At 59.8% G+C, this 12,104-nt stretch carries 16 protein-coding genes; 14 read left to right on the plus strand and 2 right to left on the minus strand.

All coding sequences use genetic code 11. The features are described 5' to 3' along the window. The first annotated feature begins 150 nt into the window (after positions 1-150). From G4923_RS04555 to G4923_RS04570, 4 genes are read left to right on the plus strand one after another with little or no spacing between them, the layout of a single operon-like run. Positions 151-528 (plus strand): hypothetical protein, encoded by a 378-nt coding sequence (locus G4923_RS04555; protein WP_106885065.1) that lies wholly within the window; start codon positions 151-153, stop codon positions 526-528. A gap of 50 nt (positions 529-578) precedes the next feature. Further along, entirely contained in the window at positions 579-2,621 is a 2,043-nt protein-coding gene (locus G4923_RS04560; RefSeq protein ID WP_163135700.1) for a protein-disulfide reductase DsbD family protein, read from the plus strand. After that, positions 2,618-3,349 carry a DsbA family protein gene (locus G4923_RS04565; protein WP_163135702.1) on the plus strand — a complete coding sequence of 244 codons (732 nt, stop codon included), beginning with the start codon at positions 2,618-2,620 and terminating at the stop codon, positions 3,347-3,349. Before G4923_RS04560 ends, G4923_RS04565 begins: the two co-directional genes overlap by 4 nt. Positions 3,350-3,352: 3 nt before the next feature. Then, positions 3,353-3,880 (plus strand): protein disulfide oxidoreductase, encoded by a 528-nt coding sequence (locus tag G4923_RS04570; protein WP_163135704.1) that lies wholly within the window; start codon positions 3,353-3,355, stop codon positions 3,878-3,880. A gap of 79 nt (positions 3,881-3,959) precedes the next feature. Here the strand turns inward: G4923_RS04570 and G4923_RS04575 are convergent, their stop codons facing one another. Beyond that, positions 3,960-4,379, minus strand: a complete 420-nt coding sequence (locus tag G4923_RS04575; RefSeq protein WP_106885069.1) for an EF-hand domain-containing protein — start codon at positions 4,377-4,379, stop codon at positions 3,960-3,962. Positions 4,380-4,739: 360 nt separating this feature from the next. On the opposite strand from G4923_RS04575, the gene atcJ reads away from it, so the two are divergent. From atcJ to G4923_RS04620, 9 genes are all read left to right on the plus strand, one after another. After that, positions 4,740-5,024, plus strand: a complete 285-nt coding sequence (atcJ, locus tag G4923_RS04580) for a cold adaptation protein ActJcold adaptation protein ActJ (protein WP_163135706.1) — start codon at positions 4,740-4,742, stop codon at positions 5,022-5,024. 7 nt (positions 5,025-5,031) lie between these two features. Next, on the plus strand, positions 5,032-5,562 hold the full coding sequence (atcA, locus tag G4923_RS04585) for a cold adaptation protein AtcA (protein ID WP_163135708.1): 531 nt from the start codon (positions 5,032-5,034) through the stop codon (positions 5,560-5,562). A gap of 13 nt (positions 5,563-5,575) precedes the next feature. Beyond that, the gene (atcB, locus tag G4923_RS04590) at positions 5,576-6,337 is read left to right on the plus strand and encodes a cold adaptation protein AtcB (protein WP_163135710.1); all 762 of its coding nucleotides are present in this window, start codon (positions 5,576-5,578) and stop codon (positions 6,335-6,337) included. A 10-nt stretch (positions 6,338-6,347) separates the two neighbouring features. Next, the gene (atcC, locus tag G4923_RS04595) at positions 6,348-7,250 is read left to right on the plus strand and encodes a cold adaptation protein AtcC (RefSeq protein WP_163135712.1); all 903 of its coding nucleotides are present in this window, start codon (positions 6,348-6,350) and stop codon (positions 7,248-7,250) included. Between the two features lie 339 nt (positions 7,251-7,589). Beyond that, on the plus strand, positions 7,590-7,805 hold the full coding sequence (locus G4923_RS04600) for a glycine zipper 2TM domain-containing protein (RefSeq protein WP_163135714.1): 216 nt from the start codon (positions 7,590-7,592) through the stop codon (positions 7,803-7,805). A gap of 196 nt (positions 7,806-8,001) precedes the next feature. Beyond that, a complete protein-coding gene (locus tag G4923_RS04605) occupies positions 8,002-8,253 on the plus strand; it encodes a hypothetical protein (protein WP_162520044.1) in 252 nt (83 codons plus the stop codon). 71 nt (positions 8,254-8,324) lie between these two features. After that, positions 8,325-8,699: a hypothetical protein gene (locus tag G4923_RS04610; RefSeq protein WP_163135716.1), complete on the plus strand. Its 375-nt coding sequence runs from the start codon at positions 8,325-8,327 to the stop codon at positions 8,697-8,699. 69 nt (positions 8,700-8,768) lie between these two features. Continuing rightward, the gene (locus G4923_RS04615) at positions 8,769-9,212 is read left to right on the plus strand and encodes a GNAT family N-acetyltransferase (RefSeq protein WP_163135719.1); all 444 of its coding nucleotides are present in this window, start codon (positions 8,769-8,771) and stop codon (positions 9,210-9,212) included. A 257-nt stretch (positions 9,213-9,469) separates the two neighbouring features. Beyond that, entirely contained in the window at positions 9,470-10,243 is a 774-nt protein-coding gene (locus G4923_RS04620; RefSeq protein WP_163135721.1) for a CPBP family intramembrane glutamic endopeptidase, read from the plus strand. A 114-nt stretch (positions 10,244-10,357) separates the two neighbouring features. Here the strand turns inward: G4923_RS04620 and G4923_RS04625 are convergent, their stop codons facing one another. Continuing rightward, positions 10,358-10,570: a hypothetical protein gene (locus tag G4923_RS04625; RefSeq protein ID WP_111913395.1), complete on the minus strand. Its 213-nt coding sequence runs from the start codon at positions 10,568-10,570 to the stop codon at positions 10,358-10,360. A 783-nt stretch (positions 10,571-11,353) separates the two neighbouring features. Between G4923_RS04625 and G4923_RS04630 the strand changes: the two genes are divergently transcribed. Beyond that, a complete protein-coding gene (locus G4923_RS04630) occupies positions 11,354-12,085 on the plus strand; it encodes a hypothetical protein (protein WP_163135723.1) in 732 nt (243 codons plus the stop codon). The last annotated feature ends 19 nt before the right edge of the window (positions 12,086-12,104 follow it).

A 12,104-nucleotide genomic window follows, 5' to 3' on the forward strand; every position in this document is an offset into this window, starting at 1 on the left:
CAGTATACTGGTCCCCCTTTTAGCGAACAAGCGTTCGCCAGACAGAACCGACCACCCCAGATGGAACATGTGGTCGCATCGAATCCCGCTGGCTTGCTCACGCCACCATTGATCGATAGGATATGCCCCATTCAACAGGGTAGGACGAGCATGATTTTGCGACAACGCGTGGCGACAAGACTCCTGCTGCTGGTCTGCATCCTGGTGCTCAACTGTGCGGCCCAGCCGCTGGCCAGGCTGGCACAGCTCGACCAGGCCCTGAGCTGCCAGATGCTCCCCCTCTCCTCGTCCAGCGCCGATGCCGACGAGGGGCAAGCCGCGACGCCCCAGCCCAGCAGTTGCCAGCTCAACGGCAAGTGGCTCAGTGCCGCCAACCTGCTCTGCGCCGAGCAGATCTTCTTTGCCATCGCCTTCGTGATTGCCCTGCTGGCTCCCCTGTCGCGCCGCGCCCCTGCGCTTCCTCCTCCCATCAACATCTCGCCTCCCGAACGGCGACTGCACCTCACCCTGTGCGTCTGGCGGGAATGAGTCTGCGGCGGTTTTCTCCACCCTGACTTTCATTTTCAAGAGACAAACACATGTCAAACATCATCAAGACCGCCCTGTTGCTGAGCGGTCTGCTGTGGCAATCCATGGGGTTGGCCAGCGACACCGGCTGGCTCACCAGCCCCCAGAACGATCACGCCAAGGTGCGGCTGCAAGCCGACACCCGGGATCCCGCCGCCCCCCGGGTGCTGCTCAGCCTGCAGCTTGAATCCGGCTGGAAAACCTATTGGCAGAACCCGGGGGAAGGCGGCATAGCCCCCGAGATCCTCTGGGATCAGCCCGAACCGGCGGCGCAGTGGCACTGGCCAGTGCCCAGACGGTTCGACGTCAGCGGCATCTCGACCCAGGGCTACCAGGGGGACGTCAGCCTGCCCATCAGCCTCACCCGCAGCGGCGGCGAGGCACTGACGGGCACCCTGCGCCTCTCGACCTGCAGCAACGTCTGCATCCTGACCGACTACCCCTTCACCCTGGCGCTGGATGGCGCTGCCCCTGAGGGGTTCGACCTTGCCTATGCGAAGGCGATGAGCACCCAGCCACAGGCCATGCCGGACACTGTGACCCTCAAGGCGGGCTACCGGCAGAACCAGTTGCAACTGACCGCAGACAACCCCCAGGGCTGGCAGGATCCCCAGGTGTTCCTCCAGCGCCTGGAGGGGGCCGAATTTGGCGAGCCCAGCCTGGAGGTGCAGGGCAACACCCTGATCGCCCGCATTCCGGTCAGCGATGGCTGGCAGGGGGATGCCCCCGATATCCGTCATCAGCCACTCGGGTTGGTACTGGCGAGCGGCGAGCAGGCCTGGCAGAGCGAGGTCCGCATAGGTGAGCCCCTGACCCTGCCGAGCGGCGGCCGTTCGCTGCTCTGGCTGCTGGGAGCCGCGCTGCTGGGGGGGCTCATCCTCAACCTGATGCCCTGCGTGCTGCCGGTGCTGGCCCTCAAGCTGGGATCCGTGCTGCAACTCGAGAGCCGGGAGCGCCGCCCGGTGCGCCTGCAATTCCTGGCGGCCAGTGCCGGCATCCTGGTCTCCTTCTGGGCGCTGGCGCTGATGAGCACCCTGCTGCGCGCCACCCAGGGGGCCGTCGGCTGGGGCATACAGTTCCAGAGCGTCTGGTTTATCGGCTTCATGGTGGTGGTGACGGCGCTGTTCTGCGCCAATCTGCTGGGGCTGTTCGAGCTGCGGCTGCCGAGCAACCTCAATACCCGCCTGGCCACCAGCGGCGGCCAGGGCCTGGGGGGTCACTTCCTGCAGGGCTGCTTTGCCACCCTGCTGGCCACCCCCTGCTCCGCGCCCTTCCTCGGCACTGCGGTCGCCTTTGCCCTCGGGGCGCCGCTGGGTCAGCTCTGGCTCATCTTTACCGCGCTGGGTGTGGGCATGAGCCTGCCCTGGCTGCTCATCGCTGCCGTCCCTCGCCTGGCGCTCTGGCTGCCGAAGCCGGGCCGCTGGATGGGGCGCCTGCGCACCCTGCTCGGCCTGATGATGCTGGGCTCCAGCCTCTGGCTGCTCAGTCTGCTCGGCAACCACATAGGCCCCTTCTGGATGCTGATCCTGATGGCGCTGATGCTGGTCGCCCTGCTGCTGGCCGTGGTGTGGCGCCACGGCATACGGGCGCTGACTTTGGGGCTGGCACTGGGCTGTTTGCTGGGCGGGGCCCTGCTGCTCGGTGGCGCCTTCACCCTGGACGGCAAGCCCCAGCAGGACAGGGTCGACTGGCAGCCGCTCTCCGAGCAGGCCATCAGACTGGCGCTGGCCCAGAACAAGCGAGTCTTCGTCGATGTGACCGCCGACTGGTGTATCACCTGCAAAGCCAACAAATTCAACGTACTGCTGCGAGATGACGTGCAACAGGCCCTGAGCGCACCCGATGTGGTGGCCCTGCGCGGGGACTGGAGCCGCCCTTCCGACAGCATCGCCAGCTTCCTGCGCCAGCGCGGCAGCGTGGCCATTCCCTTCAACCAGATCTACGGGCCCGGCCTGACGGATGGCGAGATCCTCTCCCCCCTGCTGGACCGATCGACCCTGCTTGCCACCCTGGCGCAAGCCGGTATTGCCCCCTCTCAAGGAGAAAACAAATGAAACCGACCCTGCTCGCCCTGACCCTGCTGGGCACACTCTTGACCCCGGCCCTGCACGCCGCCCCCTTCACCCCGGAGCAGGAGGCCCGCATCAAGGAGCTCATCCGCGAGACCCTGGTCCAGAATCCGAAGATCCTGGATGAGGCGGCCGAATCCTGGGAGAAACAGAACGCCGCCGATCAGGCGGCCCAGCTCGGCGACTTCATCAAGGGCAACAAAGACGTGCTGTTCAACAGCGCCACCAGCCCGCGCCTGGGGGCCAAGAACCCCAAGCTGACCCTGGTGCTCTTCACCGACTACAACTGCCCCTACTGCAAGCAGTTCGACCCAGCGGTGACCAAGCTGCTCAAGGCCTATCCGAACGATCTGGGGTTGGTGATCAAGCTGCTGCCGTTCAAGGGACAGACCTCCGCCAAGGCGGCCCAGTACAGCCTGACCCTGTGGCAGCAGGATCCGGCCCGCTTCCTCGCCCTGCACGACAAGCTGATGAGCAAGCAGGGCATGCTGACCGAGGCGGACATCAACAAGGCGCTGGCGGCCACCGGTAATGTGGCGCTCAAGCCTGAGGGCAAGGCCACCGAGGAGCTGCGCAATAGCCTGCGCATCGGTACCCTGCTTGGGGTGCAGGGCACACCGGCGACGCTTATCGGCAACCAGCTGGTGCCGGGCGCGCTTCCCTATGAACAGCTCGAACAGCTCGTGAAAACTGAACTGGCGAAACTGGGGTAACCAATGACCGAGACAGTCACACCCAGACCCCGCTGGCGACGCTGGGGCAAGGAGGCGCTCTGGCTGCTGCTGTTTGCCCTGATCATCTCGACCGTGCTGGATCTGTGGCGCAGCCCGGCGCTGCCAGAAGACAGCCCGCTGCCTGTGCTGACCCTGCAAGATGGCACCCAGGCCGACCTGCAGGCCATGAGCCGGGACAGGCCGCTGCTGGTCTACTACTGGGCCAGCTGGTGCGCCGTCTGCCGCTTCACTACCCCGACGGTGGAGCAGCTCTGGCAAGACGGCGGTAACCTGCTGACGGTGGCGCTGCGCTCCGGCGACGACGCCAGGTTGCAACAGGGCATGGCCAGGAAGGGGCTGACCTTCCCCACCCACAACGATGAGCAGGGGGCGCTAGCCGCCCGCTGGCAGGTGAGCGTCACCCCCAGCTTCCTCATCATCAAGGAGGGCAAGGTGGTGAGCAGCACCACGGGCTGGAGCAGTCGCTGGGGCTTGCAGCTGCGGCTGCTGTGGGCCAGCTGGCTGGCTTGAGCCCCATCACAATGAGCAGAGCCCGGTATGACTACCGGGCTCTTTTTTTATCTGAAGGCCGAACTTGCTGATGCGCCCTCTATTGCGCCGGTGACATGGCCCCCTGCCCGATCCGGGCCTTGACGCTGGCCCGCTCGGCCTCGTCGATCACGCCGTCAGCGTTCTTGTCCAGACGGGTGAAGAGGCTCTCATGGCGCTGGATGAACTGCGCCTTGGTCGTATCCTGCATCGGCCTCATGTTGCCCATCTTGCCCGGCATGGCCTTGCCCGATTGCTTCATCGCCTCTTGCATCTTGGCCATGGCGACCTCCTTCTCGGCAACCGACAGGGTGCCATCACCGTTGCTGTCTTGCCGGGCGAAGCGCTGCTCGGCTCTCTCCATAAACTGGGCCTTGGTGACATCCCCCTTGAGCAGCACCAGCGGCTCATCGAGGCTCTCATCGGCGGCGATGGCGAGGCCGCCCAGCAGTACCAGAGGCAGAAGATAAAGTTTGAACATGGCGGTTAATTCCTTTTGGTGGCCGCGATCTTGTCGAGGCCTGATGAGGATCGCCAGGGCAGGTCCCTTGTCACATGCACGTCCGGCGATTTGGTACCGGCATGGGCGCACTGTCGCCCGTCACGGATACCCTCTGTCAGTGTAGTCCCCATGCAGGGGCCCCATGCCAGACGGGCTGGCAAGCCGCTTAATGACGACCGGGCTCCCCGTTCGCCCCGGGTCGCTGCCATATCGCCTCCTATTCATGGCGGTGGCCGGTGGTTTCCGTTAAAATGACGGGTTTTTACCGTGCCTGGTTCCCCAAGCCCCATCAGGCGCCAGCATTGTGACTCTGATGATGCCAGTGATGCAGGATCTGCCATGAACAACTACTTTCGGGTGCTGGGCGTCAAGTCCAACGCCAGCGAAAACGACATCAAGAAAGCCTATCGACGGCTGTCTAACCAGTACCACCCCGACAAGCTGCTCGGGGCGACGGATGAAGAGCGAGAGCAGGCAGCCCTCAAGCTGCATCAGGTGAAGAAGGCATACGAGGTGCTTTCCGATCCCAAGGCGAGAGCCGCTTTTATCAAGGATTTCAACAACGTCATCGTGACCGATCCCGCTGCTGCCATGCAGGAGATGTGGGACCAATTCTACCCCTGAGGGCGCTATGCAAAAAAAATGGGACCAGGCTCGACTCAAGGCGCTGCAAAGTGATGCCAGCGAGAACATCGAATCCTACCGGGATCAGGATCAGCCCAAGGCACTCGAGCAGTTCACCGGCAAGATGAAGGCCCTGCTGCTGGCCGACATCAGCATGCTGGAGTTCATGCCCGAATACCTGCCGCTGGCCCTCTATGGCCGGGTGCAGTTCCCGCCCAAGGCGAAGCCGCAGTGGGCCAGGTGGCTCGCCGACGACGTACAACCCTCATGGGACGAGTTCAAGGTGTCGGTGGCCTTCAACAACGCCGATCTGCCGCTGGTCAAGGCGGTGCGGGCCCAGAGCGAAGATCAGCTGATCGAAGCCTGCGCCGTGCTCTACCTGCTGGACAACCCCCTGCCCCGCGGTGGCCGTCGTGCCGATGACGACTTTGATCTACGCGACGACGAAGATGACGACGGGGAAGATGCCGACGCCGACTATCATGGCGGTGATGGCGAAGAAGACGATCAGGACATGTACGACGAAGTGCGTTTCTAATTTGAGGCAAAGCATGAACAGTCTGATAGAAATTACCGCCATCGAGATCAAAGAGCTGGCCGTGGTCGAGCCCAAGCAGGCCAGCGAAAAGTTCGAGCTGATCGCCAAGACGATGTCCGACGAGCAACTGGCCGAAGTCATTGAAAAAATTGATATCGTCACCCTGACCCAGATCAACGGCCAGCACGACATCTCCTTCCCGTCCATCATCTCCGAGCTGATGACCCCGGAGCGGATCCGCGACATCGTCTGCCAGCAGCCTCTCTACTGGGAGGAGGCCATCAAGAACAATGCCGAGGAGCTGCAACAGCACACCTTCGACTTCCTCAACTACCTGATCCGCACCCAGGACAGCGAGGCCAAGCAGCGCGAGATCCTGGAGTGCATCGCCGAGGATCCCGCCGGGCTCTTCTACCTCGCCATCCCCTTCATCGAGTTCTACCGTGGCGATCGCTATGAGGATGAAGAGGGCTATAGCGATGGCCTGCACGCCGAAGAGGAAGATCTCGAGGAGTCCCTCGCCTACAGCGAGCGCCAGCAGAGCGAGGATGCCCACGACTACCCGCTGGATGATCCGAGAAGCCTGTTGATGCTGATCCGCGAGCAGGCTCCCGAGGTGGAGAAAGCCATCAAGTCGCTGCTGCGCAGCGAGAACGCCACCTGGGAGGGGATCATCAACAAGTTCGCCAACGAGCTGGTGATGCAAGCCAAGGAGAAGAATCAGGTCAGCGACGAGTACGACGAAGTGGACGACATGTTCAGCTTCCTGGATTGAGGAGAGCCCTATGCAACTAGTCATCCGCGAGGCCAACGAAGGCCCCTTCCTCACCCAGGTGCTGCGCTTTGGCGCCGAGCGTGAACTCCTGAGCGCCCAGCAACTTGCCGCCATCAAGGGCAAGGCGGTGCTGATGAGCCTGAAATTCGCCGACAAGTACTACAACAAGTACAAGATGCACCTGCTGGAGCAGGCCGCCCACGACGTCATCGGCGTGGTGAGCTTAGGGTTGCAGGAGCTATCCGGGCGCGACACGGCCCGGGCGCTGGCCCTGCTGCAGGCGCCGGAAGGCCCCATCAAGCCGTTCCAGAAAGGCTGGTCCATGCTGATCTCCGTCAGCCCCAGGCAGACCGGCAACAGCCTCTATGGGGACGTGGATGCCAGGCTGCTGGACAAGATCTCCAGCCCTCCCGATGTGGAGGAGTGGCAAGGGTGGCAGGAGTACGAGAAGGCACTGACCGAGCACAACAAGGTCCGCCTGATGGGGCTCATCGATCAGCACTTCTTCGCCTGCGAGAGCGATCACCCCGCCATGGAAGACAAGCTGGCCGAGGCCCTGCTCTACCGCATCCTCTGCGGCAAGGGCAGCGGCGCCGCGCCCCTCAAGGTGAAACAGGATCTCAAGCGCAGGCTGGCGCGGGAGATTGAGCTCGACGAGGCCTGGTACGACACCGCGCATCTGACCACCCAGCTTGCCCTCATGCTCGCCGAGCTGCCCGCCGACATGGCCGCCGCCCTGCGCCAGGAGCTGAGCCCGGGCTTCGTGCCCAACCTGCTGCACACCCTGGGGTTTGTGCGCCAGTACCAGCAGCAGCAAAGGGAGAACGCCTCGCCGGAGAAGCTCGACAACTTCGAGATGCGCGCCGGCCTCAGGCACCCCCTGCTCGGCTGGCCCCTCTACCACGACTTCTAGGGCGCTTGTCTGCCTTGAGAACTTGTCCCCCAACGCCCGGCTCGCCGGGCGTTGTCATCTCTGGGCCCCCGCACAAGCGCCGCCAATAAAAAGTGCCCCTATAAGCGCTAGCGTACAGACGCCCCTGCCGGGGTGAGGGAAGATGGCCCCATCACGAACAGGCGCAGGTCGCGCCGACCGATATACGGCCCCCTGGCGCGTCATCCCCTGCGCCCTGGCGTCCCCTGAACCAACCACTATCCGGGCTGATGCGTCGGGGTCCGGGTCGGGATCGGCAACCCCACCGGGATGGTTTGCCGCATACCCCAGGCGCATTGCACAACATCAAGAGGTAACCCCATGAACAAGCTCCATGGTTTGACACGAGGGGCGGTGGCAATGGCCCTGCTGATTGGCCTGGCAGCCTGCTCCGGCATGTCGCAACAGGGCAAGAGTACCGCCGTGGGTGCCGGCATAGGTGCCGTCGGCGGCGCCGTCCTGACCGGAGGTAGCGCGGCCGGCACCATAGGTGGTGCCGTCGTCGGTGGCGTCATCGGCCACGAGATCAAGAAGTAGGTCTCCCCCTCCCTTCTCATCCAGCGCCCGATCCGTCGGGCGCTGTTCTGCCTGAACTCATGACCTCCAATGCCGGCCGGGTGGCGCCAACTACCTCCTCAGCGTCATTGGCCCACATTTAGTCAGGGATATAATGGCGCCCTCATACCGACCGCAGGGGAACGCAGTGAGCAGAAAGCCGGACCGCATTACCGCCATGCAGCAGATCATCGACGCCGTGAAGCAAGAATTCCCGCTCTATCAGCCAGATACCTTCAAATGCGGGCCGGACAACAGCTGCATCGGCTGCCCCAAGAAGCTGATGGAGCTGGTGGATACGGATCTCTGCTACTGGCAATATCAGATCCAGCGCGGCATTGCGCCCAGCTTCGACGAGCTCAACCGCTTCGGCAAGATGTGCAAGAACATCCGCCGGGCGCTAGTGCGCAGCGGCCGCATCCCCGCCTGATGCTCTGCATCCATATCTGATAAGGTGTGACCGACAGGCCCGGATCGGGCACAAGCGAGAAGGAGACCAAGATGACCCAGGAGCGGATCCAGACCCGATATAAGCTGGCGGGCCCCTTTGCCACTCAGGCCGAGTTGGAGCAGGCCATAGCCCGGGCAATAGAGCACCACAAGCAGGACTTCTTCCCCCTGCTGGAGCGACTGGTGGACGTGGGGGACACCAGAGTCAACCTGAGCCAGCAGAACCCGCTGCGGGTGCTTGGCATAGCGCTCGACGCCACAGGAGCCACGGGCACGGCCCAGCTCAACTACGAGTCCAACTTCGCCGAGAGCTGCCTCATCATCAACGAATATGACCAACACCAGACCAGCGTGCCTTTTCGCCTGGAAGGGGATGAGCTTGTCTTCGACCTTGAGCTGCCCATCCCCTGGAATTTCAATAATTAATACTTCGGCGGTGCGATTCACCTTGTTTATTGCGCACTGCCGGCTCTTGAGCACTGATAAGGACATTAGATGCAGATTCACCAGGCAACCTCCGTTGATATCGACGATCTCACCCTCTTGTTTGATGCCTATCGCCAATTTTATGGACAGGCTCCGGCGCCCATGGCCGCAGCCGCCTTCATTGCCGAACGTCTTGCCAAAAGTGAGTCTGTTATCTTTCTGGCTCGCGGTGAGACGGGTGAAGCCATTGGCTTTGCCCAGCTTTATCCCGCCTTCTCATCCGTTGCGATGAAGCGGATGTGGTATCTCAACGATCTGTTTGTCGCAGCATCGGCCCGCCAGCAAGGAGTCGCGAGAGCCTTGCTAAAACAGGTGGCGACCTTTGCCAGGGAGACGGACGCACTGACGGTCAAACTGGCCACAGCCGTATCCAATCTGCCCGCAAAAGCACTCTACGAATCGGAGGGATATCAAAAGGTTGTCGCCTTTGATCACTACACCCAAGGGGTTTAGCGAGCAGGGTTGAGCGACGCAGTCTCATCGACCATGGCGCTGTTCCCGTCGCCACAGGCAAAGAGGGGGAAAATATTGGTTGTTCGTAAAATTGCGGCAACCAAAAAGGCAGGTGCTTCGCAATAACAGCTTGATGGTCGGCCGTTAAATAAAGAGGCTGGCGTGGCCACTCAGCCGCCCCACTTGGTGTAGGGTTGTCTTCATGCCAACTGAATGAACTATCGGGGGTCAGCATGGGTGAGCACCAATCAGCATCAATGCCGGTATTGAATGACGGTGATTACTATGGCGTCGAGCGCAAAAGTGCCGGGGACTTCCCCTTCTATCGCCAATCCCCAAATGCCTTGTCTGGCCGCAGCTGGGTGCTGATCCTGCTGGGGGTGGTGCTGGGTTTTGCCGTGCTGACGGCGCACATAGGGTTTTATAAAACCACGGCGGGCGGCTTTGTCCCCGCCATCCTGTTTCCTCTCATCCCCCTGGCCGTGCTCGCCATGGTGGCGGGGAAGGCATGGCGATCGCTGTTTCGAACACCGACGGGGCGGGATGTCCTCTTTATGCTGGCGATTGCCGGCGTCAACATCCTGGTCTCGGTCATCGTTGCCTTGGTACTGCAGCACCTGTTCAAGATGAGTGAAAACCCGGTCAACGCCATGCTGGCAGAGGCCTCCAATACGGCGCGCATCCTCTTTTATGTAAAAACGGCGCCCCAGCTCTTTGGCGAGGAGGTGGTCTCCATACTGCCTTTTCTGGCCATCCTCTGGTTTTGTCACACCAAGCTCAGCCTGAGCCGCAAGTCCGCCATCATCACCGCCTGGCTCTGCACCGCCCTTATCTTCGGGGCCATGCACCTGCCCACTTATGACTGGAATTTTCTGCAATGTTTTCTGGTGATTGGGACGGCCCGCATAGTGCTGCTGAGTGGCTACATCATCACCAAAAATATCTGGGTATCGACAGGCGCACACATCATCAATGACTGGCTGCTGTTTACCATCATGGTACTGCTGCGTGGTGGCCAGGCCGGCATATAAGACCAACAACAGGCCGGGGCATGATCACAGGAAAGGAGCCTTGCCGGCTCCTTTTTCCATTGCCCATAGAAAAGGCGAGGCCCTTGCCTCGCCTTCGCCTGCGTCGGATGGGCATCAGGTGAGATAGTAACGCCACGACCTGCTCGGCTCTGCATAGCCGACCCGGATGCAGAAGGGGGCAAGCTCGTGATTGGCCTGCTCCAGGCTGAGGGTTTGGTGGGCATCCTGCTGACACCACTGCACGAACTCGTCGCTGTTGAAGCTGTAGTGATCCCCGTGAAAGGCCCCGTGAGCCTCGATTAGCCCTATGGCTTTCTCCGTTTCCATATTTGACCTCCTGGCACTGTGCTGTTCCCTTCAAGGTTAGCGAGCAAGTGCGACTTGCGGGGCCTAATCGGCCAAATCCTTGACCTGTGGCAATCGGTAAAGGGGAGAGCAAGCCACCACAGCAGAAGCCATCGACCAGCAACAGAACCTTAAATAAAACAGAGGCAAGTAGGGTCGATTAGCGAAGCGTAATCGGCCGCACCGGTTATCCGGTCGCGAGCAGGCAAAAGAGAAAGGACGTAGGGTGCAATAAGCGAAGCGCATTGCACCGGCAACCTCGCGGGGTCAATAACGGTGCAATTCACCCTACCCTGTTCATTGCACCCTACGGTTACCTCCCCTCACCCTAGCCCTCTCCCAAGGGAACAAGCGCCTGCCAACCTGTGCCGTAGCTGTCACGCCATTCCAAAATCGCTGCGATCTGGGCTCCCTTCTCCCACTTTTTGCCATAAAACAGGGGGAGAAGGGTCAGGGATGAGGGGGATCAAGCCATCACAACAGAAGCCATAGACAAGCTACAGAGCGCTGAATCCAACAGGGGCGGCAGGGTCGATTAGCGAAGCGTAATCGACCACACCGCAATCTCCGTGGTTATGGATATTTGAGCAGATGGATTACCAGCAGAATCGCGGCAACCTGTTTTCGCGATCGTCTGATTACGCTTCGCTAATCAAACCTACGCAACGCTTAAAGCCCTGCTCATGAATCAGGCCTACACGCTATATGCCTTAAACTATTTTAATGTTAACTTATACAAGTTGACATCATTCACAAAGGAATGTCATGAATCGATACAATGATATTATTGAGTTACTAACCGAGGTTCACTTCAACATAACTCGGCTTGAAGAAAAATATGAAAAAGCAAAGAAGGATGAATCGATAAAAGATATACTTAGACCATTAGTGAAAACGTGCCTAGAGCACTTAAGAAGCGCTCTTGAATATTCTGCACAAGATATCTGGTCATCATATAACAACTGTTCAGCTAAATTATTTTTCCCCTATGGTGAAACTGAAGCTCTATTCAAAGCCAATGTAAAAAGAAATCTTCCAAAGCTTCACGAGCAACGAGATTTATATAATATAGTAGAGTCAATCCAACCACACGTCTGTGGGAATAACTGGTTGATTGAATTATGTAAACAAACTAATTTCAATAAGCATATTTCACTAGGAAGACAGGTACGTGAGAATTCAAAAAAATCAGTTACTCAAATAGGAGGGCTGGTTCGTATGGGTTCAGGCAGCACAGTAACATTCAAAGACTGCAATTATAATGGTATGCCATTAGGGTGGGGGAAGCCAGCGGTCATCTCAGGAGATATGTCTACTGAGGAAATCAGGAGGAATATAGCAATACCAATTCCGGTGTCCCGTGAATTCGAGTGGGTAGAATTTAAATTTGAAAACTCAGAACACGATACTTTAAATCTTATAAAAATATCACATCATAAAATCTCGCAATATATTGAGTGCCTAAGACTCGAACTAAGCAAACCCAAATACGTATAAACACTTATTCACCTCATAA

The organism is Aeromonas rivipollensis (assembly GCF_010974825.1).
GTDB classification, from domain to species: Bacteria; Pseudomonadota; Gammaproteobacteria; order Enterobacterales; family Aeromonadaceae; genus Aeromonas; species Aeromonas rivipollensis.

Coding starts and splice junctions, on each gene's coding strand:
- G4923_RS04555 (WP_106885065.1), top strand. CDS start 151: ATGATTTTGCGACAACGCGTGGCGACAAGACTCCTGCTGCTGGTCTGC.
- G4923_RS04560 (WP_163135700.1), top strand. CDS start 579: ATGTCAAACATCATCAAGACCGCCCTGTTGCTGAGCGGTCTGCTGTGG.
- G4923_RS04565 (WP_163135702.1), top strand. CDS start 2,618: ATGAAACCGACCCTGCTCGCCCTGACCCTGCTGGGCACACTCTTGACC.
- G4923_RS04570 (WP_163135704.1), top strand. CDS start 3,353: ATGACCGAGACAGTCACACCCAGACCCCGCTGGCGACGCTGGGGCAAG.
- G4923_RS04575 (WP_106885069.1), bottom strand. CDS start 4,379: ATGTTCAAACTTTATCTTCTGCCTCTGGTACTGCTGGGCGGCCTCGCC.
- atcJ (WP_163135706.1), top strand. CDS start 4,740: ATGAACAACTACTTTCGGGTGCTGGGCGTCAAGTCCAACGCCAGCGAA.
- atcA (WP_163135708.1), top strand. CDS start 5,032: ATGCAAAAAAAATGGGACCAGGCTCGACTCAAGGCGCTGCAAAGTGAT.
- atcB (WP_163135710.1), top strand. CDS start 5,576: ATGAACAGTCTGATAGAAATTACCGCCATCGAGATCAAAGAGCTGGCC.
- atcC (WP_163135712.1), top strand. CDS start 6,348: ATGCAACTAGTCATCCGCGAGGCCAACGAAGGCCCCTTCCTCACCCAG.
- G4923_RS04600 (WP_163135714.1), top strand. CDS start 7,590: ATGAACAAGCTCCATGGTTTGACACGAGGGGCGGTGGCAATGGCCCTG.
- G4923_RS04605 (WP_162520044.1), top strand. CDS start 8,002: ATGCAGCAGATCATCGACGCCGTGAAGCAAGAATTCCCGCTCTATCAG.
- G4923_RS04610 (WP_163135716.1), top strand. CDS start 8,325: ATGACCCAGGAGCGGATCCAGACCCGATATAAGCTGGCGGGCCCCTTT.
- G4923_RS04615 (WP_163135719.1), top strand. CDS start 8,769: ATGCAGATTCACCAGGCAACCTCCGTTGATATCGACGATCTCACCCTC.
- G4923_RS04620 (WP_163135721.1), top strand. CDS start 9,470: ATGCCGGTATTGAATGACGGTGATTACTATGGCGTCGAGCGCAAAAGT.
- G4923_RS04625 (WP_111913395.1), bottom strand. CDS start 10,570: ATGGAAACGGAGAAAGCCATAGGGCTAATCGAGGCTCACGGGGCCTTT.
- G4923_RS04630 (WP_163135723.1), top strand. CDS start 11,354: ATGAATCGATACAATGATATTATTGAGTTACTAACCGAGGTTCACTTC.